The sequence below is a fragment of the Enterococcus sp. AZ156 genome (assembly GCF_051714165.1).
Taxonomy (GTDB): Bacteria; Bacillota; Bacilli; order Lactobacillales; family Enterococcaceae; genus Enterococcus_B; species Enterococcus_B pernyi.
Genome location: NZ_JBIORI010000001.1, coordinates 2,190,979 through 2,216,144 on the forward strand (window position 1 = coordinate 2,190,979; position 25,166 = coordinate 2,216,144).

Sequence of the window (25,166 nt, forward strand, 5' to 3'; positions counted from 1 at the left end):
TTCAATGATATAATTGTATGGAATACAATTTTTGAAAGAAGGAACGAGTATGTCGATCAACTCTTATGAGAATTATCCACTGACTTGGCGTCCAGATAAAAAAAAGTTACATCGCCCAATCTACCAATCACTTATCACGCAGCTAGAAGCTGATATCTTATCAAATAAATTACAAAAAAATACAAGGTTACCTTCCCAAAGAGAACTAGCTGATTTTTTAGACATCAATTTCACAACAGTTGGTCAAGCTTATAAGTTGGGTCTAGAAAAAGGGTTACTCTATACAAGTATCGGGAGTGGGACATTTGTTTCCCCAAATGCGTTTACCTCCATCACTATTTCTTCTGATCAAGTACCTGATCATGTCATTGATTTTGGGTTAGTCAGTTCATTTGATGAATGCAACGAAATGATCACTCCTTTTATTCAAGCTGTTTCACAAAATCATGCGACTAACGGACTTCTTAGCTACCGTGAACCATTAGGGACAACCTATCAATTGACGATTGCCAAAAAATGGTTGGAAACACAAGGTGTCTATGCTTCAAGGGAACAGATTGCTATTGTTTCAGGTGTCCAAAACGGCTTGGCGATCACGCTAGCTGCTTTGTTTTCTCCAGGAGATCGTTTGGCAGTCGATCGCTATACTTATTCGAATTTCATTGAGCTTGCTCACCTTTACCATATGGAAATCGTGCCGATTGATTTTGATGCGGAGGGTATGCTTCCAGAATTACTTGAGCAAGAATGTCGGAAAAAAGCAATCCACGGTATTTTTCTGATGCCTTCATGTAACAATCCTATTGGGTTTCAACTATCTGCAAAACGGAGGCAACAGCTAAAAGAAGTCATTACAAAGCAACAATTGATCGTGATCGAAGACGACATCCATTCTTTTTTGACTACCTATAATCAAAAAGCACCCATTCCCCCATTCCAGCAGTTACTTCCTGAACAAACCATTTATCTTGCCGGAATGACCAAGTTTATCTGTGCAGGCATGCGTGTTGCCTTTCTAGTATTTCCCGATAAGTACAAACAAAACATCCAACAGGCGATTTTCAATATCAATGTCAAAACCTCAAGTTTAGATGCTGAGATTGTCACGCAAATCCTATGTTCAGAAACCGCACAGGACATACTCGAAACAAAATCCAGCTATACAAAACAAGCAAATGAACGATTCGATACACTTTTCAACTTGCCTCGACCGACCAATCCACTTCCTTTTTATCGAAATCTCCCTGTTCGAAATGATCTGTCTCCGAAAACGATCGAACAAGCTTTTTTAAATAAAGGGATTCGTGTCTATCATTCACATCGTTTTACGACACAACCGCAACATGATCCTTTTATTCGAATTGCTTTATCCTCTAATCCTTTGGAAGTATTAACGAAAGGACTTGAAATCGTCAAGAAAGAAATCGTGTACTTTCAACGATGACTTATCATATAAAATCAAAATGATCCAACTCATTCTTTTTGTTTTTAACTGCTCGAATCCCCATCGAGGAGGAGCCTATTTTTAATCATAGGCTCCTCTTTTTTCTATTGTCATATAAATAAAATTTATCATAACTACCTATTTTGACTATAGCCTTGAGCGAATCCTATACTTCGTATGTATTAAAACTTAGGAGGAATCATTCATGCTAACAGGGTTAAACTTATTAAATAATCCATTTTTAAATAAAGGAACTGCTTTTACAAAAGAAGAACGTAAAAAATACGGGATTGCCGGAATGCTTCCTAGCACAGTCCAAACATTAGAACAACAATCTGTGCAAGCATATGGCCAATACCTAAGCAAACAAACTGATTTAGAAAAACGTATTTTCTTAATGAACTTATTCAATACAAACCGCACACTTTTCTATAAATTGATGGGACAACATTTAGTAGAATTTATGCCGGTAGTATATGATCCAGTAGTTGCAGATGCAATCGAACAATACAATGAAATTTTCTTAAAACCACAAGATGCTGCATTTCTTTCGATCGATGAACCAGAACTGATCAAAGAAAGTTTGAAAAATGCCGCAGCTGGTCGTGATATTCGTTTGATCGTTGTTACAGATGCAGAAGGTATCCTTGGAATGGGTGACTGGGGAGTTAATGGTGTTGACATCGCAATTGGAAAACTAATGGTTTATACAGCAGCTGCTGGTATCAATCCAGCGCAAGTATTACCTGTATCGATCGATGCTGGTACAAACAATGAAGAGTTATTGAATAATCCGTTATATCTAGGAAACAAACATGCGCGTGTCGAAGGTGATTCTTACTATGAATTCATCGACCAATTCGTTTCATCTGCTACAGAACTATTCCCTGAATTATTGTTACACTGGGAAGACTTTGGTCGTGGCAATGCCGCAACGATCTTAGAAAAATATGAAGACAAAATCACGACATTCAATGATGACATCCAAGGAACAGGGATCGTCGTACTAGCTGGTGTACTCGGCGGATTGAATATTTCTGGTGAATCCTTGAAAGATCAAACGATCCTAACATTCGGAGCTGGAACAGCTGGAGTCGGCATCGCGAATATCTTATTAGATGAAATGATCCGTCAAGGTGTACCAGAAGAAGAAGCACGTAAACACTTCTATCAAGTGGATAAACAAGGACTATTATTCGAAGATACTGAAGGATTGACACCTGGACAAATTCCTTTTGCACGTAAACGTTCAGAATTTACCAATAGTGAAGAATTGACTAATTTAGAAGCTGTTGTCAAAGCAATTGACCCAACGATCATGATTGGTACATCTACTCAACCAGGGGCATTCACAGAAGAAATCGTCAAAGAAATGGCTAGCCATACACCACGACCAATCATCATGCCTTTGTCTAACCCAACAAAATTAGCAGAAGCAAAGGCAAAAGATTTGATTGAATGGACAGATGGAAAAGCATTAGTCGGAACAGGTATCCCTGCGGATGATGTGGAATACAATGGCGTGACTTATCAAATCGGACAAGCAAACAACGCATTGATGTATCCAGGTTTAGGACTTGGTTTGATTGCTTCAACAGCTACTCGTGTCAACGCTGAGATCATCTCACAAGCAAGTCGTGCATTAGGTGGTATCGTTGATGTCACAAAACCAGGGGCAGCTATTTTACCACCAGTTGCAAGAATCACTGAATTCTCACAAACGATTGCTGAAACAGTCGCTCAATCAGTCGTGGATCAACAATTGAATCGTGAAGAAATCACTGACATCAAAGCAGCTGTCGAAGCAGCTAAATGGGTGCCTGAATATCAAGATTTAGAAGCTTAATTCACGCTAGTCTCTTTCACAATAATTCGTTACTAAACAGTTCTGAGCAAAACGAGACTTAAAGTAAAAAATACGCATGGTAAACATCGAAGCCTTGGATCATTCGTTCACCGAGAAATAGGAAAACCAACTATTTTTCAACGAATTGATCCAAGGGGTGTTTTTTGCCAAGAAATACTGGAGCCAGTTGAGGAATAGCTTTAGATTATTTTCCAACTCATAGGGAACTCCTCTTACGTTAATCAAGGAAAGGATCTGTAAGAATGTTACATCAAGAACAAACGACTTCTACAGTCGTTAAGACAAACAAAGAAGGTTTTTGGGAAACAAAAATCAGTGGGGTCAGTTTACCTATCTATTTGATCATGGTTCTCGTTTTGATCGTTGCGATGGCATTAGGTAAATTACCAACAAATATGATCGGTCCTATCGCCGTGCTCGTCATTTTTGGGAATCTATTCCATTTTATTGGGACAAAAATCCCAATCGTCAAAAGTTATTTAGGTGGTGGTTCTGTTTTTGCGATCTTCGCTTCCGCAGCTATCGCAACCTTTGGTATTTTACCTGATTATGTCGTGAAATCAACTGAAAACTTTGTCAATAATATGGGCTTTTTAGACTTTTATATCGCTGCTTTGATTACCGGAAGTATTCTAGGAATGAACCGCAAATTATTGATGAAGGCTTCCGTTCGTTTTATCCCTGTTGCACTTATTTCTATGGTTGTTTCATTTTTTGCAGTTGGACTTGTGGGAATGTTGATTGGGAATGGCTTCGCTAATTCCGTATTATACATCTCTTTACCTGCCATGGCTGGTGGTGTAGGTGCTGGCGCTGTTCCACTATCAACTATTTATGCAAACGTCTTAGGAACAGATGCTTCTGCTATTATTTCACGTTTGATCCCTGCAACTGCAATGACAAATGTGCTAGCCATTATCGGAGCCGCTTTAGTGGCTCGTGCTGGACAATCCATGCCAAAATTGAATGGTAATGGGAAACTGATGGAAAAAGGCGATCTAGGTGACGGCAAACCACGCAATGTGAAACCTTCTATCCCTCAATTAGGTGTTGGTTTAATGGTCTCGATCACATTCTTTATTCTTGGCCAAATCTGTAATTTCTTTGTACCAAAAGTTCATGCTTATGCTTTCATGATCATTATTGTGGTCATCTGTAAAATCACCAATGTTCTTCCTGAATACTACGAAGATGCAGCAATCATGTTCAATAACTTGATTGTTAAAAACTTAACGGCAGCTGTTTTAGCAGGTATCGGGATTGCTTTATTGAACTTGAATGTTTTAGCTTCTGCTTTAACATGGCAATTCGTCGTACTCTGCTTAACAAGTGTCATCGTCATCTCCCTTGTCTCTGCATTTGTTGGTCGTCTATTTGGACTTTATCCGATCGAATCAACGATTACAGCAGGACTATGTAACAATTCAATGGGTGGTACAGGAAATGTTGCCGTCTTATCCGCATCAAACCGCATGGAATTGATTGCTTTTGCTCAAATGGGCAATCGTTTAGGTGGAGCGATCGTCTTGATCATTTCAGGATTTTTGATGCAACTATTTTCTTAATTCGAATAAATGTAAAAAAACTTCTCGATCATTATTCGAGAAGTTTTTTTGCGATGACCTTCATCATTCATTTAGAAAATCTTTTTTGAAATTGCTTTTGCCATTTGGTTGAATGATAGCCGATACGTTCATAAAAACGATGTGCCTCGTTGCGATGTTCGCCAGAGTTTAGTCGAACACCAAAGTAGCCACGTTCTTTTCCTTGCTTCTCAACACTCTCCATCAATCGTCTGCCAATTCCTTGATGTTGCGCTTTTGAAGAAACTGCTAATGCTAAAATATTGAACAACGTTGGACTTAACAATGTTGCATACTTTTGGGCATGGACATATCCTAATACTTTCTTCGTCCCTTCTTCCTCATAAACATCAATGACATAGATCTCTGGCTGTGCCAAGATACATTTTAATTGCTTCGTTGTTTCCGAAAGTGGCATCTCATACCCTATTTCTTCCTTATTTAGCTTGTTTATGGTTTCTGCATACTCCACACGAGCAGTTCTGATCATTTTGTTCTTCCTTTCTTCTCTAAGGTTAAGTACTATGCTAAAGATAGTATGGATTTTTCTATCGAAATGAACCATGGTCAATTCCTTGATCAAAAGAATGATAAAAAAAAAGAAACCTTGTCATTTCAAGGTTTCTCCACTATTTTAATACTATTCTTCTTCTTCAGCCATGAATGTATTGAAGACCTCTTCGATCATATCCCATTCAGCATCTGTTTCGATTTGTTCTAATTCGCCTTCTGTTCCGTCTTCGTTTTCAACGTAGGCATAGGCTTGTAATTCTACATCTTCATCTTCCGGTACGCCGGCTGGATAAAGCAATACGTAGTTACGACCAAATTCTTCTTGTCCATCGACTGTTAACAAGATTTCGTATAATGTTTCATTTCCTTGATCATCGACCAATGTGATATGTTCATGTCCTTCATGATCATGTGTATGATTGTGTTCTGCCATTAGAACCCCTCTTTTCATTTTTTAAAATAGTTGTTTTCCCGAACCATCTAAATAATTTTGTAAAATCATCACCGCAGCAAGCTTATCGATGACTTTTTTTCTTTTTGCTCTTGACGTATTTGCCTGTTCGACCAACATGCGTTCTGCTTGGACGGTAGTCAGTCGTTCATCTTGATAGTCGACTGGTAGAGAAAACATTTCTTTGATCTTTTCTCCGTAAACCATTGAGCTTTCTGCTCTCGGACCGATTGAATTATTCATGTTTTTCGGCAAGCCTACAACAAAACGATCTACTTCGTACTGTTTGACCAGTTCTGCCAATCGTTCAAATCCAAATTCTTCTTTATCTTCATCGATACGAATGATCTCTACGCCTTGTGCAGTCCAGCCAAAAGGATCACTAACAGCGACACCTACAGTCTTTGAGCCGACATCCAAGCCCATCACTCTCATAGATTCACTCCATGATTTGAGAGATAGTCTTTGACGATCACTTCCATGATTTCATCGCGTTCATGACGACGGATCAGATTCCTTGCATCACGATAACGAGGAATGTAGGCCGGGTCTCCAGAAAGCAAGTAGCCCACAATCTGGTTGATTGGATTGTAGCCTTTTTCTTCCAAAGCCCGATAAACGATCGCTAATGTTTCGCTGACTTCTTTTTTACGACTATCATCAAAACCAAAACGTACGGTTTCATCTGTAAAACCCATGATTCTACACCTCTTTCCGCAGGGTAGTCAAATTACCCTCTACACCCTTTATTTTACTCGAAATGTGGTAAAACTACAAATAAATATTCCAACTTCGCTGGAAATATAAAAATAATAATGATTTCTTATTTGATTGTATCGATTCCAACATTTATGAGTACACTTTCTTACAGTATACGTGATATTTAATCAAAAATAAGTCTTTTCTCTGTTTTTTCAAAAAATTCACAAAATATTCAAATAACGAACGCCTATGGATCATGTTTTCTTAGCTTGCCCCGTTTGATAGTTGATCGTATAACCGTCTTGCACATTATAGATAAACACATTGAACGAGATTTGGTTATCTTCAATGCTTTGGGCTTCTAACTGAACACCTCGTGCTACTAGTTCTTCCCCTTCAAAATGTGGTGTTACCCGATAGCGAACGTGATGATTGGTTTCTTTGATGTATGCGGCAATATCATTTTCATGTGCCAGCATATGAGGGGTATTCAACGAACGAGTCCCTGTCATCAAATTTTTGATGTTATTGTTTTGACCAGTTAGCTGAAAACCTATCAAGTGGCTTCGATTGTAAAGCCATTGTCCGTCACTCAATTTTTTTTGTTTCCAACCTGTAGGATCGATATAAAGAGACTCACGTTTTTCTTTAGGGAACATCTCTTTTCCTAACATGGCATTGGCTTGACCTACACGATTCAGTCGATCGATATCGGAATAACTTTCCCATGTTCCTTTATCTAAGCTCAGTTCTTCTTTTGTAAAAGTTGGCTTATTTTGATTGATTTCGATTTCTTGGTGCGTGCCGTCGTATTCTGGAACATTCGCCACTTGTGAGACTTGAGGTTTTGAATCAAATAAACCTGTCAGTTGTTGAACGAGATCAGAGTCTTTTTGCGTCGTTGAAATCCCTAATGCACCAGCTAAAAGAGCAACTGCGACTCCTATGATTGTTTTGGTTGTTTTTTTGTTCATGTATCTACTCCTTTATTCAGTCGAACTTCATAAATCTTAACATATGTTCCCCTTTTTTAAAATAAAGAAGTATTTAAATTCTTTCAACAATTCCTTCTTCAAAAATTATATACGCATGTTTAGTCTATTTCCTAAAATAAACAACCTAAATTTCCACGTGAAAGGAAATCTAGGTTGTTACTAAAACTTCATCACTCGATTCGATTGATCTTCTTATCTATTCTATCACCAAGTAAATACGTTTTCCGATAGGACAATTAGGCGCTCAACATCGATTCTTATTTCAAGTTTCTTTTACAAAGTTTGCTCTGTTCATTGCCTGTTCAATCATCGCGACTGTTGCTTCTGGGTCTTCTACTCCAATGATGAGACGATTGAATTCTTCATCTTTTAGTGTGATAACGACTGCGTTTTCTTTTCTTTTGAGGTCATAAAATACCTTGTTTGAATCTTGGACGAATGTTCCGGCAAAATAATGTCCATAGGCATCAACTCCCATTCTTTTTTCGCCAAATTTCGGTGTATCTTCCCAGACATCGGCATCCACAGTTGCGCCTAATACATTGGATAATGGTGTGGATATTTCATTTTTCAATGCCCACAGTTTTCGTACGCCCTCCATACTGATGATCAATCGATCATTTTGGATTTCAACTTTAGCCATTTTCTACTTCCCCCTGTCCGTAAGATCCGCTCGACGCATGACTCGATCAGCAATGATCGTTTCAATCGAACCTTCGTTTTTCTCTTCCAAAGCGGTGATTACCTTCTGTGCGACTTTCTTTACTTCGTTGTCATCTGCCGTACGTTCTAATAATGCGATGATCAATAAATCAATCAATAACCCATTATCGGTCACTCCATCTTCAGCTATATAGTTAAAGCAAGTCGTAAATAAACCAGCTTTACTATAATAAGCAGAGTATAAACTTCCTCGAAGCAAGCCAGTCGCTTTTACCAATTGACTGATCGACGTCCCTGCATACCCATTTTTGGCAAATATTTTTGCCGATTCTAGTAAAACTTTCTCTTCATTAAATTCTCTCGTTCTTCCCATAACTTAATTATGCCACATTATTGAACGATTGGTCAACAATTAACCAAAAAGCTTGATTTAGCCTAACTGTTGACTTAACACTTGGATCTATTCTGCATTGTTCTCACTTGGATCTTATTTTACCTTTCACTGCTTATTTTTTTGATTCAAGTTTTCTTTTTATACGTTTTCCAATTTGTTTGTAGTAAAATAAATACAAGAAAACAACTATTGGAGAAAATGCCATGCCAGAAAGAGATTTAGATTTATTGCTTAATACCTGTTTATTGGCGGGAAAAATAATGACGGAAAGTAATGCAGAGATGTACCGTGTAGAAGATACGATGAGTCGGATCGCTTCTGCTTCTGGAAATTATCGCTTAGTTAGCTACGTGACCCAAACAGGACTATTTATCGGATTTGATCGGACTTCGACGATCCGCATGGAACAAATCACCAATCGAACGATCAATTTAGAAAGAGTAGTCAAGGTCAATAATCTTTCAAGAAAATATGTTGCCAATGAATTGACTTTGGAAGAACTATATAGCGCATTACAAGAAGTCGAGAAAGATCGTCGGATGTTCCCAGTATGGCTACAAATCATCAGCGCTGCTATCATTAGCGGGACGATCATGATTTTATTTGGTGGCGAATTGAAAGATTTACCGATCACATTGTCGATTGGTGGAGTGGGCTACATTGTTTATCTTTGCAGTTTGCGTTTTTTTAGAATCAAGTTTTTAGCTGAATTCCTTTCCTCTTTGATTATCGGCATTGCCGCTATTTTAAGTGTGCGTTTAGGAATCGGTCTCAATCAGGATTTGATCATCATTGGTTGTGTCATGCCGTTGGTTCCTGGTGTTCAAATCACCAACGCGATTCGTGATCTATTAGCGGGGCACTACGTTTCTGGTGTTTCTCGTGGAGCAGAAGCGATGATGACTGCGGCGGTGATTGGTTTTGCAATCGCCTTTATCTTTCAAATCTTCTACTAAGAAAGGACTTTAGCCATGTGGCATGTATTGATTCAATTTTCTTTTAGCTTTTTAGCGACCGCTGCCTTTGCAATCATCACTAATGTGCCAAGGAAAGCCTTAGTTTGGTGTGGTTTAGCTGGTGCCGTAGGTTGGATGATCTATTGGTTGTGTCTAGCTATGGGTGGCGGTGCAGCTTTAGGTTCATTACTAGGTTCATTAGGCGTTGCTTTTGCTAGTGATCTTTTTTCTAAACAACTAAAAATGCCCGTCACGATTTTCAATATCCCCGGTATGGTACCACTGGTTCCTGGAGGCTTAGCCTATCAAGCTGTTCGCAGTTTAGTTACAAGTGCTTATCAAGATGCGGCATTTTTCACTGTTCAAGCGATCATGATTGCTGGAGCGATTGCCTTAGGTCTAGTGATATCAGAAGTATTCAACCACAATATCCGTAGTTTTAAACTGAAACGTGAAGCGATTGTATTGAAGAGAAGAAAGAAAAAATGAGCGTTTCTCGCTTTAATCTTTTTTGTACAGAGCAATCATACTGTGGGATTCTTGCAAGCTTTAATAAAAAAAGTGATAAGAGATGAAATTCTTACGAGTTTCATCTCTTATCACTTTTTTATTTGTGTTGTACATGACTACAACTTTATTTCGTTCATTTAAAATGCACGATACACATATTGATTTTCAGGAGCAGTGATTTTTTCTACTTTCGTCACTACGACTGAAGGAATCTCTCGCTTGAAAGGTTGATAAAAATCGGTTTGGATCGTTCCTTCGACTTTGTACCAGTCATCATTTTTCACAGTCATTCCTTCTGGCAGATGCGTCAACAATCCAAAAACCCCGGAATCAGCAACACAGTGGATGATCCCAAATCGAAAGAGAAAGGTATCAGTAGCCTTGTCATTTTTCGACTGATAGATAAAGCCTTCATAAGAGACTTTCTTACCAATGAATTCACTTGGATAGTTGTAGATCAATTCCATGATCTCTAAATAATTATCGTCTGTGATCGCAATCGTTTGTTCATCTTCGTATTTGTCTTTTAACTCATTCATTTGATCTTGATAGTCGGATTTATTGAAATAAATACTCGTATCTGGTTTCAAATATTGCGTTTGCACTTGTGGATCACCGACAGATTCTTTGCTTAGTGGAAAGTTGAACCCTTTCGCTTCCACGATCGTTGTGTTTAAACTAACTGTCGGAAACAGTGTTCCTACAACGATCGGCAAGGCTAATAAGAGATAAGCAATCCAACGCTGATACGGTTTTGATAATCCGTGATCATGAGAATCATGGGACTCATGGACTCCTTTTTTTCCATCTGCTTTTACCCAAAGATACAACTGAACTAAGGCTAGTAAGGCAGATAAAACCATGGATAATACTGCCAAATAACGATAATGGACATTGATGTATTGATCTAAACGCCCTGAAACTTGAAGATACATCATCATTTCAAAATAACCAGATAAAATCAAAAATCGCAGCATGATTCTCCTCCTAAATAAATAGTGTAAAGCCGATAACACTTAAGGCAATCAGCCCGATCAATGAAACGATGAAGCGTGTGTTGAAGTAACGTTTCATCATCAATAGGTTTTTGATATCCACCATTGGTCCAAAAACTAAGAAAGCAACAACTGGCGCTGTTCCAAAAAGACTTAACAAAGAGGAACCAATAAACGCATCCGCCTCGGAACAAAGAGACATCGTGAATGCCAATACTAGCATGATCAAAATGGCTAATAGCTTTGTCGAACCTAACGTCAACATCACTCTCGTAGGTAAATAGGTTTGCATCCCTGCAGCAATCAAACCGCCAATGATCAAATAGCGGCCCGTATCGAAGAACTCATCAATCGAGTGAGTCAAGACATGGAGGATTCGATATCCCCATTTCTGTGGTGCGATTGCTTCCACTTCCTCATGCTCATGTGTATGGGAGTTAGGCTCAACCATCGCTGAATCAAATGAAGACTTCAAGATTGTGCCTTTTTGGATATAGGCCAACCAGACACCTACGATCAGTGCGACAATAAAACTTCCTAACATACGCAGTCCCGCCATTTTCCAAGTATTGCCAAATGCAATAAAAGTTGAAAAGATCACGACTGGATTAATGATTGGCGCAGTGAGCATAAACGCAAATGCTGTGTGGACAGGAACCCCTTTTTTTACAAACTGATGAACGATTGGAACGATCCCACATTCACATGAAGGAAAGAAAAAACCTAAAATAGACCCAACAATAATCGATAAAAAGCGATTTTTAGGTAACCATCGTTTGACACGTTCGGGGGTCAAAAATACTTGTAAAGCACCTGAGATGATACATCCCAATAAAACAAACGGCAAGGCTTCGATAACGATCGATAAAAAAATCGTTCCCATCTGCGATACCGAATTTGGAATAAACGAAAACATATAATTTCTCCTTGTCATTTGAACTTCATTCGCCCATCAATATACGCTTTTCTTCAATAAAATACAAGAAAGCTTAAATTTTTTTCATAAGTTTAAGAAATCAAAAAAAGCTTTTTTATTGACATCTCCGTCATAAGGATTTACTTTTAGCACAGCTAAGATGAAGATTCAGGTAAAAAGAAGAGAGTCATTTGCCTATTTTCTATCTGTATACGACTGAATACTTTTTCACCATCGAATTAGCGATGTGCTAAAAGTAACCTTAAGGAGTTATCACCATGAAAGAAACCCATGATTTAACTGAAGTCTTAAAAACTATCCAAGAAGAACCGACTGTCGTGCTTGCGATTTCCACCCCCAATTGTAGTGTTTGTCATGCAGTAGTGCCAAAATTGGAACAATTATTGACTCATTATAATTTCCCAGCGTATCATTTAGATGCCTTCGAGATGCCGGAAGTAGCTGGCACATTCCAAGCATTTACTGCACCAGTGATCTTGCTCTTCCATTTTGGAAAAGAAGTCGAGCGACAAGCCCGCTTTATTCAATTTGAACAACTGACAAAGCATTTAGATCAATTAAATGAATCAAGTGATCAAATCGGCTACGATACTTTATTTGATCACTAGAAAAAAGAGCGACAAGTCATTTTCTACAAACAATGACTTGTCGCTCTTTTTATTTAAACATCCATCAAATAACGAGCTGTGATCGACTGTTCACAAGTACCGATTTTTTCTGGTGTTCCTTCATAAAGGATCTCGCCACCACGAATTCCCCCATCGATCCCTACATCGATCAACCAATCTGCCGCCTTCATGATTTCCAGGTTATGTTCAATGACGATGACCGTATTGCCTTTATTGACCAACCGCTCGATGATTTCTAAGATACTCTTGATATCTGCCATGTGTAAACCGGTTGTTGGTTCGTCCATAATGTAGATATTGCCTTTTTTACTTAATTCTTTCGCCAGTTTCAACCGTTGACATTCTCCTCCTGACAATGTATTTAACGGTTGTCCCAACGTCATATATCCTAGCCCTACTTCTAAAATTTGTTTCAATTTTCGTTGAATCGATTTTTCTTCAAAAAATGCCACCGCTTCAGTCACACTCATCGCTAATACTTCATCGATCGATTTCTCTTTTAATTTGTACTGATAAACTTCTTCTTTGAATCGTTTACCGCCACAGACTTGGCAAAGGACCTCTACAGAATCCATAAAAGATAATTCCATTTTGATATGACCATGTCCTTTACAAGTTTCACATGCCCCTTCTGAATTATAAGAGAACAGTCCGGCAGAAACATTATTTTCCAACGAGAAGACCTTGCGGATATCGTTCATGATCCCTGAATAAGTCGCTGGGTTAGAACGAATATTCCCTGCAACAGCTGACTGATCGATATTGATTGCTTCCGGGTACTCCTTCGCAAACACACCATTCACTAAACTGCTCTTTCCTGAACCAGCTACTCCGGTCACTACTGTAAAAACACCTAATGGTACTCTGAGAGAAGTATTTTTAAGATTATGCAATGTCGATTTTGAAGTTTCAATAAACTTGTCTGTTTTTCTTGGCTCCTGTTTGAAATCTGTCATTTGTCCAAAAGCTTTTCCTGTCAATGTATCTGAAGCCAGTAATCCTTCGTAACTACCTTCATAGGTGATATACCCACCATTTTTTCCTGCTTTTGGTCCAACGTCAATGATATGATCTGCTACTTTGATGACATCTGGATCATGTTCTACAACAATGACCGTGTTTCCTTTATCACGCAATTTGATCAATAGTTCGTTTAACCGATGAACATCTCGTGGATGTAACCCAATACTAGGCTCATCGAAGATATAAATGACGTCATTCAAACTAGAAGATAAGTGCTTGACCATTTTCACTCGTTGGCTTTCTCCTCCAGATAAAGTCGCTGTCTCGCGATCTAAAGAAACGTAATCTAACCCAATATTGATCAGATCTTGTAGTCGTGATTGGAGATTTTTCAACACTGGTTGGATCATTTCATCTGTGATCCCCGGTAAGATTTCTAATAGTTCATCCAGTTGCATCGCTAAGAAATCTGCGATTGAATATCCGTTGATCTTGCAGCCCAAAACCTTTTGATTGAATCGTTTTCCCTGACATTCTGGACATCTTTGTTCATCCATGAACGCTGCGATTTTTTTCTGGGTCGCGGCAGAGCTCTCATTGCCCCCTTTGATATTGGAACGATTGAAACGTGCAACTAATCCCTCATAGGTCGAACTCATCCCTTCCATATACAACGAATCGATTTTTTCTCCTGAAACATACAAGAACTTTTCCATTTCTTCTGTTGAATAATCCTTTAATGGCTTATCATTGTCAAAAAAACCTGTGTTCGTGAAAGACTTCAATAACCAAGATCCGACTTTGTAGCCTGGAAGTATAATCGCTCCTTCATTCAACGATTTTTCTAAATCTAACGCTTTGTCTAGATTCAATCCAACGATCCGACCAATCCCTTCACACGCTGGGCACATGCCGTGAGGATCATTGAATGAGAAATTCCAAGCGGGGCCTAAATGGGGAATGCCAATACGAGAGAAAAGCAAGCGGATCAGTGGGTTGATATCTGTGATCGTTCCTAGTGTTGAACGCGAATTCCCACCTAAACGGCTTTGATCTACAACGACTGCCATAGATAAATTGTCGATGGCATCTGCTTCTGGCTGACTATACTTAGGTAAGAAATTCTGCACAAATTTAGAGAAATTTTCATTGAGTTGTCTTCCCGCTTCTTGGGCAATCGTATCAAAAACGATGGAAGATTTTCCCGAACCGGAGACACCTGTAAAAATCGTGATCTTTCTTTTTGGGATTTGTAAATCAAACCCTTTTAGATTGTTCTGTCTGGCATTATGTATCCTGATATATTCCTGCATTGCTGATCCTCCCGTATTCCATCGATTTTTTTGGTGAAGTATTATTATAACACAGAAACAATGTATCACTATAATAAATTTCGAAGCTTTCAGTTGTTCACCTATCAGCCTCCTAATTGAAGAGACGCCAATGAAGGAAAATATCACTTATTTTTATCTATTTCTAAAAAAGATCATAAAAAAACAAACTATTTTTTCTAGTGAATAGAAAAATAGTTTGTCATTGATGGTTTAACTTTTCTTTATTTCCGGTTATTCGTTGTCGTCATGCTCATGCAAGGACGCATCGGAATGCAAGAAGTAGATCAACGTTTGTAACTCGTTCGTCAAATCGACATTTTGGATCAATACTTCGGATGGTGCATTTAGTCGAGCAGATGTAAAGTTTAATATCCCTTTGACACCAGCTTCTGTCAAACGATTCACTACTTCTTGTGCTTTTTCGGCAGGTATCGTTAAGATTGCCACTTCGATTTGTTGGATCTTGATTTGTTCGATCATGTCATCCATTGGATAAACGGGGATACCATCAACGATCCGACCCACGATTTCTGGGTTCACGTCAAAAGCGCAGCTGACACGGATACTATTACTTTGGTGAAACTTATATTTCAACAAAGCACTTCCTAGATTACCGACCCCGATCAATGCAACGTTCGTCAATTGGTCATCATTCAAGGTTTTTGCAAAGAAATGCATCAAGTCCTCTACATCATAACCGTAACCACGTTTTCCTAGTTCGCCGAAATAGGAAAAATCACGACGGATCGTCGCACTATCTACTTGGACTGCTTCACTTAGTTCAGTTGATGAAACTTTTTTCTTACCTGCGTTATTCAAGATTCTTAAATAACGATAATATAAAGGCAGGCGTTTTGCGGTTGCCTTTGGAATTACATGGTCTTTCACTTCATTACCTCCACTGTATTTCTTCTCGATTTATACATCATATCAGTACTTACACAAAAAAATCAATTTCGTTGCTTGTATATTGTGAATTTTTATTCTTATTCTCATTTTCCTAGCTTCTCAGAACCTCGCAGTAACTATGAATTTGTGGTAGACTACAATAGAAAAAGTCCATGAAATTCTAGGATAATTCACAAAGTAGAAAAGAGGATTCGATGATACTATTACAAGCCAATCAAATCGCTCGCCATTTTGGCGCTGAGATTTTATTTGAAAATATCCACTTAGAGATCCAAACGGGCGCACGTATCGCTTTAGTCGGACGTAACGGCGCCGGTAAATCGACATTATTAAAAATCATTGCTGGCATTGAAGCCCCAGATGTAGGTAATATCGCAAAAAATAAAACAGCTACCCTTGGTTATTTGGCCCAAGATACAGGATTAGATTCCACTGAAACCGTCTGGAATGAGATGCTAAAAGCATTTGAAGAAGTGCGCTTGATGGAACAGCGGATGCGTGACCTTGAAGTATTTATCAGTGAAGGCACTCCTGACACGCCGGCTTATCAAGCCTTCTTGAAAGAATATGATAAATTGCAGCATGATTTTTCTGATAAGAACGGCTATAGTTATGAAAATGAAATTCGCTCTGTATTGCATGGATTCAAATTTGATCCGTCGTTTTACGAGCAAAGAATCGATACGTTATCTGGTGGTCAAAAAACAAGATTAGCTTTAGCTAGGATGCTTTTACAACATCCAGATATCTTGATCCTGGATGAGCCAACCAACCACTTGGACATCGAAACACTTGCTTGGTTGGAAAACTATTTGCAAAGTTATACTGGTGCCCTTCTGATTGTCTCCCATGACCGTTATTTCTTGGATAAAGTGGCGACTGAGGTATATGAACTAAGTCGGAAAAAGATGCGTCACTATAAAGGAAATTATTCCAAATATTTAGATATGAAAGCTGAACAATTAGCTTCTGATTGGAAAGCCTATGAAAAACAACAAACAGAAATCAATAAACTCGAAGATTTTGTTGCCAGAAATCTTGTCCGTGCGTCAACGACAAAACGTGCCCAAAGTCGTCGAAAGGCATTAGAAAAAATGGAACGGTTAGACCGTCCACAAGGAGATGAGAAACAAGCTCATTTTCTCTTCAACGTGGCGAAACCTTCGGGAAATGTTGTGTTGCAAGTAGAAGATGCCGCTATTGGCTATGACGGCACCATCTTATCTGAACCAATCAACTTGGATATCCGTCGTCAAGAAGCAATCGCATTAGTGGGACCAAATGGAATCGGTAAATCCACTTTACTAAAATCGATCATCCAACAGCTGCCTTTCATCCGTGGAAAAGAAACACTTGGTACGAATGTCAGCATTGGTTATTACGATCAAGGACAAGCGGAACTGCACACTAATAAAACGATTCTAGCTGAATTGTGGGATGAACATCCAACCGTTCCAGAAAAAGATATCCGTTCGATTTTAGGCGCTTTTTTATTTTCTGGTGAAGACGTTGAAAAAACGATCCCCTTGTTAAGTGGTGGAGAGAAGGCACGTGTCGCGTTAGCTAAGCTAGCAATGAATCAAGAGAACTTTTTGATTTTAGATGAGCCAACCAACCACTTAGATATCGACAATAAAGAAGTGTTGGAAAATGCATTGATCGACTATGAAGGAACATTGCTCTTTGTCTCTCATGACCGCTACTTCATCAATCGTATCGCCACTAAAGTCATTGAACTCTCAGAAAACGGAAGCAAAGTCTACTTGGGGGACTATGATTATTATTTAGAAAAGAAAAAAGAAGAAGAAGAAATTGCGGAACTGTTAGCAGCTGAACAACCTGAGGTCAGCACGCCTTCAACAAACAAATCCACTTACTTCCAAAGCAAAGAGCAACAAAAGATCATGCGGAGCTTGCAACGTAAGATCACGCAAATCGAAGAAGATATGGCTCAACTAGAAGAAACAGTGGATGAACTCGAACAACAGATGGTTTCTCCTGCTGTATTAGATGATCATGTCAAATTGAATGAATTAAATCAAGCGCTTGATGAAGCACATCAACTACAAGAAGAAAAGTTGTCTGAATGGGAAAACTTGAGTCTTGAGTTAGAAGAAATCGAAAATAATCAATAGACTCGCTCCTGTCATCCTTTTTAAACAAAACCGCTGAAAGCTGGCTTTATATCCTGCTTTCAGCGGTTTTACTTTAGACTTGTTGATATAAATCGAAAACATGTTTCAATTCGACAGTTACTGGAGAATGGTCTGGATTTGTTTCCATCAGATCTTCCATGAACACCCACCACTTTTGATTGATTGCTGTTTCTGGTACATGGCGCCATTTTTCTTCATCTTCAATCTCTAGATACCCAAAAAGAGTATTTGTTTCTGGATCAAGAAAAATCGAATAAGAGCGCGCACCATGTTCAGCCAACATGTCACGCATCTCCGGCCACAATTCATGGTGTCTTTTGAGGTACTCTGCTTCGTATCCTGGGTACAACTTCATTTTTACTGCTTTTTTGATCATTTTTATTCCCCTTTCACTGATTGTTCGATCTGCTCGACCCTAGCAATTATCATTTGGTTCTTACTTCTTTATTTTCCAATTTAAAGCAAGCGTTTACAATAGCAAAAAATAAGGATAATGGTGGCAGATTCACAGGAATTCATCATAGGACAAAAAAGCGACCGCGGTGGGTGGCCGCGGTCTAGGAGTTTATTTTTACTTGAGGAGTAAAAATGAAAAAGTATAGGGTTGTTGGTTGGTATGTATATAGAATAGAAGAAAAGTTTGAAGAATTTTCACTATAATATTTGTCTTTTGTTAGGATAATTCATTAAGAAAAAGTAAAATGCTAAGTCCTTTAGTTACTTAGTAACAAGATAATCATTCCATAGGATAAACTTTACACCTTGTTTTCCCCTTATCTAAGGTAGTTAAAGTAATCGGTTCGTCTACTTCTTACTTTCTTGCTTGCTTTTGCTTGTTGCTTTAAGAAACTTATTTTTTTTCGATTTCTGAAATTAAGTTTTCTTAGTTGGTTCCGAATAAAGACGAATCTTCTTCTATTATTCATTGATTTTTGTTTCTTTTGATAAATGGTTACTTTCCTATTCGCGATGATAATAGCCTTCTTATTTTTTTGTCTGGCGCTATTCTTGCTCGCATCTAGCACTGATGATAACTGTTTTTTTTGACTCTGATCATCTTTTGATGACGCTGTTCCTAATTCTTGGGGCTCTTTGTTTTTTTCTAGGATGGTCATTTTTCTATTTTGAACCATCACCGTTTCAAATACACCCACTCGTCTAGCATCCTGTTCTTGTTTCAGACGATTATTTTTTTCTAATACGCTCTCTGATGACAGGTTAGTCAATGAATCTTCTTGAACATTCGTTGATGGAATAGCGGCTTCTTGCTTGTCCATGTCTTTCAAATATTCTTGGATCATCGGATCAAGCATAAAAAAGCTAGGTTTCGCTCGGTGGCTCACTTCTTCTCTTACCTCATCCTTCAGCAGTCGATTGTACTTTGGATTCTTTAAGCAGAACTGAAGGATTCCCTTTCGTATATCAACGGTTTCTTCTAATGACTGAACTAATCTCGTAAGCACACTAGCATCGACATTTGCATCGATTGTTCGATTTTTCTGTTGCTGAAATTGCTCAAGTTTTTCTTTATCGATACTTAACCATAAATGTATATAATCCGATAAATAGAAATTTTTATCGTAATACTTAGTTATTTGATTAGTCAACTCATTTTGTCCACTGTCTTTGCAGTTGATTGCAATTTTTTCTGCTTGTTGGAGGCGAATGATGGCAGCTTCCTTACTTGACCAAGCCCCGTCAGGTATCTGGTGTTTTAGAATTTTCTCTACTTCTTCTTTGACCGTTTTGTCAAACTCATTAAAAGAAGTTTGTTGATTTTCAATCGTCAAGGTTGGTTCCTGATTTTGACTAAAGATATTCCTGATACGTTGGCTGATTCCCATAATATTCCTCCTTGTTTCTGTTGATAAAATGAGTATACAGTTTGTAAATCGATTCGTTCGCCTTTCTTTTCTTATACATGCAAAAAAAAGACTTGACGTTTTTATTGAACTTAACCTCTTCAAAAACAAGGCGCCATCCACAAAAATTTGAAACACAAATTCCGTGGATGACGCCTTATTTTTCGAGGTTAAATACTTCTGTATCGGTCTCTTGTTTTTCTTTTAATGTGGCGTATCCATCATAAATTACCTCACGCTTTTTTGCTCAGCTATATACTTCTTGCCTCGTTCTTCTCGTATATCCATATATCGCCAAACTTAGAAAGAATAGAATATAAATGACCAAGATGAGTATTTCCCTACTGTTAGCTCCCCATGTTTGTCCGGATTGAAGGTTTTTGATAATCGTCAAGACCCAATATTGCGGAGTAATCATCGATACGTTCTGCATCAATTCTGGCATCACCTCATGGGGGATCAAAGCACCCGATAGTAAACTTGTGACGGTAATCAAAATACTTTGCAAAGCCGCTGCCACACTTGTACTTGGTGCAAGCACACCAATCGCGATCGACCAACCTACCGCTAATAAACTAAATAGACTTAGTAGGCCAATCAAATCAAAAGCGCTTAACCCTGGGTCGATGTTGAATAGACTTGTCATGACGATAACTGCTAACATTACTTGGATCAGCATAGCGAATGTCGCAAAAATCGTTGTCCCGATAAAATACGTACTTTTAGCTACCGAAGTCGTCATCAAACGCGTATAAATTTTATTTCGTCGTTCTTGTTGAATCGTCGTCGTTCCAAAATTACCTGCTTGGAAAAGAAACATCATCAACAAAAAGCCAACGATTTGCACTGACATTCGTTCGGTCGTTGTGCTTTGATCTACTTGCTTGATCTCGATTTCTGTCGATTCTTTCAAGCGTTCCAGCGATTCGTCCTCCCCTTCAGCTTCTGCTAACAGATGGATACTAGAAACTTCTGCCAATGCGCGTTGGGTCAATCGGTCGATATTCTCCAACAGCTCCCCTTTTTGGAATGTTCGGAGAGAGAGTTTCGTATTTTCAGAAACATTTTCTTGATAACCTTTAGGGATTGTGATGACTGCCACCGCCTGTTGTCGGGAAAGAACCTGATCGATTTCTTCTACTGAACCAATTTCCTGAACGCTGACTCGTTTTTCCAAACTTTCAATAAGCAATTCACTATAGGATGAGCGGTCCTGATCAACTACCCCTATCGTCAGTAGATTCGTTTCTTGATCTCCATAAGCAAAAAGATAAAGGACGACACTCAAGAAAGGAATTCCTAAAAGAAACAAGATTTGCAATGGTCGATTTCTCCAAAGAACCAACCGTTCTCTAACGATCCAAAAGATATCTCTCATTAGAATACCTCCCTTTTATCTAAAATGACGACTGACGACATGAGTAAAACAAACATTAACCCAAAATTTCCATAGATACCTAACCCTTGTAAGGAATTGTTGGTCCACAAACTTTCTCTTACAGATGCTAAAACCCAACCTAATGGTGACAATCCCATCATTGTTTCATTCGTTGGAAAATAGGCACCACCTAAAAATCCAGTGAGTTGAATAAATATCTGGGTAATGCCAGAACCAATTCTTTTTTCATCACGGTCTCCAATGGTTTCTAAAAATAAACCGAGTGCGAGAAAACTGCCCATAAGTGCGATTAAGTTTAGGTAAGAAAAGCCAAATCTTAAATACCATGGAACATCAAATAAAAATTGAGAGATGAGCATCAAGACCAACACTACCAACATGCCAAATATGAAGTGTCCAGAAAATGTCGAAAAAATGATTGTTTTACGGCTAAGTGGCGTGACTAATTCTCTTTGCACCGTTCCATGCTGTCGTGCTTCTCGAAACATGCTCAGACCAATTTCAGAAAAATATAAAACAAATAGACTAATCATAGCAATCGCATAGTATTGGTAGGAAGATGCGCTTTCTCGTTGATTTTCTTGATCGACGACAATCGCCTCTGTAAACTGCTCTGCTGAAACTAGGCCAGTAGTTGGTGGCAAGTGCTGTTCCATAATGAAACTTTGTCGTTTGATTTCCTGTACGATTTCTACTAGATAGCTTTGTAGGATTGTTTTTTCTACATTGGTCAATTCCCGACTCTGCACTTCGATGCGATCGGAAAAATGTAAGTAAGCATCAGCTTCTTGTTGTCTTATATTCGCTAATCCTTCCTTTTAATTTGTCACTTCTTCAAAATGAATAGCACCTTCTGCAAAAGAACTTACTTGTTGGAATATTTCACGAACTTCTTGATCGTCTACCTGATATTGTACCGTCAATGGCTCCATATCAGAGGTTATGTCATTATTGAATACACCTTGGAGGACGGCCCCTAGAATAAACATCAACGTGATCGGAAAAGCGAGATAATAAATGTAATTGGATTTTTCACGAAAATTTTGTATCAGGGTCCGGATAATTATTCTTTCATTCATACTCACTCCTCCTAATCACGTAGATTACGTCCAGTCAAACTAAGAAAAACTGTTTCTAAATCTGGAGCTTGTTGCAGTACATCGACTACGCTAACTTCTTGCTTGATCAGTATCATTAATATTTGATTCAACAATTTGCTCTCAAGCACCGTCACGATCTGTACTTGCTGTTTGTCGAGTGAAACATTGATGATCCCGTTAATATTATTGATTTCTTCTAAATCCAGTGCCTCTGGATTCTCCACAGTGATTTGCAGATTGATTTTATCCGTGACGAGATTCACCAATTCTTCTTCACTACCGATAGCAATCACTTGACCTTTATCAATAATGACGATTTCATCCGCCAAACGTGCGACTTCTTCCATATAGTGACTCGTATAGATGATCGTCGTACCGTTTTCTTTCATTTTTTCAATGGCATCTAAAATATAATTTCTAGATTGTGGATCGATCCCCACTGTCGGTTCATCCATGATCAGTAAAGCAGGTTGATGGGCAATCGCCATTGCAATATTCAATCGTCGTTGCATTCCTCCAGAAAAAGCACTCGGTCGCTCTTTTCTTCGTTCATACAAATCAACCGTTCTCAATGCCTTTTCTACATTCTTTTTTAGTTCTTCCCCTCTGAGTCCATATAGCCCACAAAAAAAGCGGACATTTTCTTCAGCAGACAAATCATAATAAATCGCTAACTCTTGCGGAACAACGCCTAATTTTCGCCTAAGTTCTCTTTTTCGCTCGCTCATCTCTTCTGAAAACAACTGAACCGTTCCAGATGTCTTATTCAATAAACCAGTAATCATATTGATAACGGTTGACTTTCCTGCTCCATTTGGACCTAGTAACCCTAAAATCGTTCCTTCTGGTACTTCAAATGACACACCATCCACAGCAATTTTCTGTCCAAATTTTTTTGTCAATTTTTGCACACTGAGTATATTCATTCAATCACTCCTTTTCTTTATTTTATAAAAAAAAGAGAAACTGTAATAGTACAGTTTCTCATGATTTACGAATTAGAAATCTCATGTTCTTCATCAAAAGGTAATATCGTGGTGATGTGAAAACCATCCGTGCCATCGATCAACAATTTGCCGCTCAATACGGCTGTTCGTTCTTCCATTCCTACGATCCCCAGACCTTTACGATAGTCTATTGCACTTTTTCCATTGTTCTTCGATTCAAATCGTAAAAATTTTTGATACACATGTAAACGCACCGTAACCGTTGAAGCTTCACTATATTTCAACGTATTCGTCAAAAACTCTTTCAAATTCGCCGCTAATACTTGCCAATGAAAACGACTGATTTTATCTAAGGAACCGCTATATTGGAAATCCACGATAATCTGGTGAGTCTCGGAGAAACGTTGGAGTTCAGCCTTTACTTTATTGATGTTCAAGGTTTCATTCTTTGGTCGCTCGTCATGTAACACGTTGCGCACTTCGTTGATCGACTTTCTTAAGCGACCAGCAGATTGACTCAATAATTGATGCGCTTGTTCCGGTTGTTCTCGATTGATGACCTTTGCCGCCTCTATTTGGATCAAGCAACTCGTTAAGTCGTGCCCAAGATGGTCATGGATTTCATGAATGATCCGTTGTCTTTCTACTAACGTTGCTTCTTTTTGCATCGCTTCAGCATTCAAAGTGCTTTGTGCAAAGAGTTTTGATAATTTGTTTCGTTCAATCCGTAAAAAATCGGAAGAAGTAGTTAACTCTTCTTGTTGTTTCATCATTTTTTCCGCAGACCAAACGATACTGATCATCCCACTTACCCACAGTACAAAGAGAAAATAAAGTGAATCAGAGAGAAAAAAGCTGCCAACACTATAATTGATCAAGGCTACGACTAAAAGTAACCATGATTTTTGGAAGCAAAAATAACCTTGCAGCAAGGAAAGTGACAATAGAAAAATCGCTTGTTCGACAAAAATCAAACTCAATAGAACACTGATCAATTGCAAAGCAACAAACCAAGGCCGATGTTTCTGAAAACTTTCGCCTAAGAAAAAAAATGTCAACCATACCATACTTAAACTAATGACAAACATCAAAATGGTAGCGGATGTTTGATAGATCATCAACCCGATCAAACCAATGATCGATAGCAAGTTGATCGATAATTTGATTGTTTGCATCTACGTCATAACCTCACCTGTGAGAACATAGATCGCTAATTGCGTACGATGATCCAAGTTCAATTTTTTTAAAATCATTGAAAGATTGTTATGGACAGTTCCTTCACTTAAAAATAGTGTTTGCGCAATCACTTTATTTGTCATTCCTTTTGCGACGAGGTAGGCTATTTCTTGCTCTCGTTCCGTCAGTAAGGAGAGATCTGCTTCTTGATCATTCTTGTTACCTAATTGTTGCGTTGCCTTCACGAGGATTTCTTTCGAAAGGATCGTTTGTCCCTGTAACACACTCTTGATTGCTTGGATCACCGCTTCAGGAGGAGTTGTTTTCAGCAAGTAACCACTTGCACCGTTGCGTATCCCTTCCTCTATGTAACGATCTTCATCAAACGTAGTTAAAATGATGACAGGTATCTGATATTCTTCCGTAATCTGTTGCGTAGCAGTGACGCCATCCATTCCCGGCATTCGGACATCCATCAATACAAGATCGACTTGATTTTTTTCGCAAAAAGCAATAGCTGAACGCCCATCATGACAAATACCCACTACTTGAAAATCGTTTGTACTTTCTAAAATGATTTTTAAGCCGCTTGTAATCAGTGCACTATCATCTACTAATAAAATGTTTGTCATAGTGATTCTCCATTTTTTATTTTGAGCAAGTAGGAGTAACAAGCAATCA

26 protein-coding genes are annotated in these 25,166 nt (G+C 38.5%); 7 read left to right on the forward strand and 19 right to left on the reverse strand.

Annotated features, from left to right (window positions below):
* The first annotated feature begins 49 nt into the window (after nucleotides 1-49).
* The 3 genes from IGJ95_RS10390 (at nucleotide 50) to IGJ95_RS10400 (ending at nucleotide 4,876) form a co-directional block, all read left to right on the forward strand.
* Complete coding sequence (locus IGJ95_RS10390; RefSeq protein WP_438762201.1) at nucleotides 50-1,444, forward strand: PLP-dependent aminotransferase family protein; 1,395 nt, start codon at nucleotides 50-52, stop codon at nucleotides 1,442-1,444.
* Nucleotides 1,445-1,649: 205 nt separating this feature from the next.
* Complete coding sequence (locus IGJ95_RS10395) at nucleotides 1,650-3,290, forward strand: malolactic enzyme (RefSeq protein WP_010734812.1); 1,641 nt, start codon at nucleotides 1,650-1,652, stop codon at nucleotides 3,288-3,290.
* A 263-nt stretch (nucleotides 3,291-3,553) separates the two neighbouring features.
* The gene (locus tag IGJ95_RS10400; RefSeq protein ID WP_010734811.1) at nucleotides 3,554-4,876 is read left to right on the forward strand and encodes a 2-hydroxycarboxylate transporter family protein; all 1,323 of its coding nucleotides are present in this window, start codon (nucleotides 3,554-3,556) and stop codon (nucleotides 4,874-4,876) included.
* Nucleotides 4,877-4,943: 67 nt separating this feature from the next.
* Here IGJ95_RS10400 and IGJ95_RS10405 read toward each other — a convergent pair whose 3' ends face one another.
* The 7 genes from IGJ95_RS10405 to IGJ95_RS10435 form a co-directional block, all read right to left on the reverse strand.
* Nucleotides 4,944-5,384: a GNAT family N-acetyltransferase gene (locus IGJ95_RS10405; protein WP_096081655.1), complete on the reverse strand. Its 441-nt coding sequence runs from the start codon at nucleotides 5,382-5,384 to the stop codon at nucleotides 4,944-4,946.
* A gap of 150 nt (nucleotides 5,385-5,534) precedes the next feature.
* Entirely contained in the window at nucleotides 5,535-5,840 is a 306-nt protein-coding gene (locus IGJ95_RS10410) for a DUF1292 domain-containing protein (RefSeq protein WP_010734809.1), read from the reverse strand.
* Between the two features lie 21 nt (nucleotides 5,841-5,861).
* Nucleotides 5,862-6,293: a Holliday junction resolvase RuvX gene (ruvX, locus tag IGJ95_RS10415; protein WP_010734808.1), complete on the reverse strand. Its 432-nt coding sequence runs from the start codon at nucleotides 6,291-6,293 to the stop codon at nucleotides 5,862-5,864.
* A complete protein-coding gene (locus IGJ95_RS10420) occupies nucleotides 6,290-6,556 on the reverse strand; it encodes an IreB family regulatory phosphoprotein (RefSeq protein ID WP_002290885.1) in 267 nt (88 codons plus the stop codon). The genes ruvX and IGJ95_RS10420 overlap by 4 nt, the downstream gene beginning before the upstream one ends.
* Before the next feature lie 258 nt (nucleotides 6,557-6,814).
* On the reverse strand, nucleotides 6,815-7,534 hold the full coding sequence (locus IGJ95_RS10425) for a DNA/RNA non-specific endonuclease (RefSeq protein ID WP_010734807.1): 720 nt from the start codon (nucleotides 7,532-7,534) through the stop codon (nucleotides 6,815-6,817).
* Nucleotides 7,535-7,817: 283 nt separating this feature from the next.
* Nucleotides 7,818-8,198, reverse strand: a complete 381-nt coding sequence (locus tag IGJ95_RS10430) for a hypothetical protein (protein ID WP_023520079.1) — start codon at nucleotides 8,196-8,198, stop codon at nucleotides 7,818-7,820.
* Nucleotides 8,199-8,201: 3 nt separating this feature from the next.
* A complete protein-coding gene (locus IGJ95_RS10435) occupies nucleotides 8,202-8,591 on the reverse strand; it encodes a TetR/AcrR family transcriptional regulator (protein WP_010734805.1) in 390 nt (129 codons plus the stop codon).
* 224 nt (nucleotides 8,592-8,815) lie between these two features.
* On the opposite strand from IGJ95_RS10435, the gene IGJ95_RS10440 reads away from it, so the two are divergent.
* Entirely contained in the window at nucleotides 8,816-9,568 is a 753-nt protein-coding gene (locus tag IGJ95_RS10440) for a threonine/serine exporter family protein (protein ID WP_438761834.1), read from the forward strand.
* A gap of 15 nt (nucleotides 9,569-9,583) precedes the next feature.
* Nucleotides 9,584-10,057, forward strand: coding sequence for a threonine/serine exporter family protein (locus IGJ95_RS10445; protein ID WP_153830262.1), 474 nt, complete (start codon nucleotides 9,584-9,586; stop codon nucleotides 10,055-10,057).
* 158 nt (nucleotides 10,058-10,215) lie between these two features.
* On the opposite strand, the gene IGJ95_RS10450 is transcribed toward IGJ95_RS10445, so the two are convergent.
* Nucleotides 10,216-11,055, reverse strand: coding sequence for a TIGR03943 family putative permease subunit (locus IGJ95_RS10450; protein WP_062804858.1), 840 nt, complete (start codon nucleotides 11,053-11,055; stop codon nucleotides 10,216-10,218).
* 10 nt (nucleotides 11,056-11,065) lie between these two features.
* Nucleotides 11,066-11,989, reverse strand: coding sequence for a permease (locus IGJ95_RS10455; protein ID WP_023520083.1), 924 nt, complete (start codon nucleotides 11,987-11,989; stop codon nucleotides 11,066-11,068).
* 278 nt (nucleotides 11,990-12,267) lie between these two features.
* Between IGJ95_RS10455 and IGJ95_RS10460 the strand changes: the two genes are divergently transcribed.
* Nucleotides 12,268-12,618 carry a thioredoxin family protein gene (locus IGJ95_RS10460; RefSeq protein WP_010734800.1) on the forward strand — a complete coding sequence of 117 codons (351 nt, stop codon included), beginning with the start codon at nucleotides 12,268-12,270 and terminating at the stop codon, nucleotides 12,616-12,618.
* A gap of 53 nt (nucleotides 12,619-12,671) precedes the next feature.
* On the opposite strand, the gene IGJ95_RS10465 is transcribed toward IGJ95_RS10460, so the two are convergent.
* Together IGJ95_RS10465 and IGJ95_RS10470 are read right to left on the reverse strand one after the other, a co-directional pair.
* Nucleotides 12,672-14,915 carry an ATP-binding cassette domain-containing protein gene (locus IGJ95_RS10465; protein ID WP_153830263.1) on the reverse strand — a complete coding sequence of 748 codons (2,244 nt, stop codon included), beginning with the start codon at nucleotides 14,913-14,915 and terminating at the stop codon, nucleotides 12,672-12,674.
* Nucleotides 14,916-15,167: 252 nt separating this feature from the next.
* Complete coding sequence (locus IGJ95_RS10470) at nucleotides 15,168-15,824, reverse strand: redox-sensing transcriptional repressor Rex (RefSeq protein ID WP_010734798.1); 657 nt, start codon at nucleotides 15,822-15,824, stop codon at nucleotides 15,168-15,170.
* A gap of 215 nt (nucleotides 15,825-16,039) precedes the next feature.
* On the opposite strand from IGJ95_RS10470, the gene IGJ95_RS10475 reads away from it, so the two are divergent.
* The gene (locus tag IGJ95_RS10475; protein WP_010734797.1) at nucleotides 16,040-17,980 is read left to right on the forward strand and encodes an ABC-F family ATP-binding cassette domain-containing protein; all 1,941 of its coding nucleotides are present in this window, start codon (nucleotides 16,040-16,042) and stop codon (nucleotides 17,978-17,980) included.
* Between the two features lie 73 nt (nucleotides 17,981-18,053).
* Here IGJ95_RS10475 and rhaM read toward each other — a convergent pair whose 3' ends face one another.
* The 8 genes from rhaM to IGJ95_RS10515 all read right to left on the reverse strand — a co-directional run bounded on the left by rhaM (nucleotide 18,054) and on the right by IGJ95_RS10515 (nucleotide 25,117).
* On the reverse strand, nucleotides 18,054-18,377 hold the full coding sequence (gene rhaM, locus IGJ95_RS10480) for an L-rhamnose mutarotase (protein WP_010734796.1): 324 nt from the start codon (nucleotides 18,375-18,377) through the stop codon (nucleotides 18,054-18,056).
* A gap of 397 nt (nucleotides 18,378-18,774) precedes the next feature.
* Nucleotides 18,775-19,845: a hypothetical protein gene (locus tag IGJ95_RS10485; RefSeq protein ID WP_010734795.1), complete on the reverse strand. Its 1,071-nt coding sequence runs from the start codon at nucleotides 19,843-19,845 to the stop codon at nucleotides 18,775-18,777.
* A gap of 265 nt (nucleotides 19,846-20,110) precedes the next feature.
* Nucleotides 20,111-21,241, reverse strand: coding sequence for an ABC transporter permease (locus tag IGJ95_RS10490; protein WP_023520086.1), 1,131 nt, complete (start codon nucleotides 21,239-21,241; stop codon nucleotides 20,111-20,113).
* Nucleotides 21,241-21,996, reverse strand: a complete 756-nt coding sequence (locus IGJ95_RS10495; RefSeq protein ID WP_438761837.1) for an ABC transporter permease — start codon at nucleotides 21,994-21,996, stop codon at nucleotides 21,241-21,243. Before IGJ95_RS10495 ends, IGJ95_RS10490 begins: the two co-directional genes overlap by 1 nt.
* 84 nt (nucleotides 21,997-22,080) lie before the next feature.
* Nucleotides 22,081-22,341, reverse strand: coding sequence for a hypothetical protein (locus tag IGJ95_RS10500; protein WP_438761839.1), 261 nt, complete (start codon nucleotides 22,339-22,341; stop codon nucleotides 22,081-22,083).
* Between the two features lie 11 nt (nucleotides 22,342-22,352).
* Entirely contained in the window at nucleotides 22,353-23,288 is a 936-nt protein-coding gene (locus IGJ95_RS10505; protein WP_023520088.1) for an ABC transporter ATP-binding protein, read from the reverse strand.
* A gap of 65 nt (nucleotides 23,289-23,353) precedes the next feature.
* The gene (locus tag IGJ95_RS10510; protein WP_023520089.1) at nucleotides 23,354-24,484 is read right to left on the reverse strand and encodes a sensor histidine kinase; all 1,131 of its coding nucleotides are present in this window, start codon (nucleotides 24,482-24,484) and stop codon (nucleotides 23,354-23,356) included.
* The gene (locus IGJ95_RS10515; protein WP_010734789.1) at nucleotides 24,485-25,117 is read right to left on the reverse strand and encodes a response regulator transcription factor; all 633 of its coding nucleotides are present in this window, start codon (nucleotides 25,115-25,117) and stop codon (nucleotides 24,485-24,487) included.
* Between the last annotated feature and the right edge of the window lie 49 nt (nucleotides 25,118-25,166).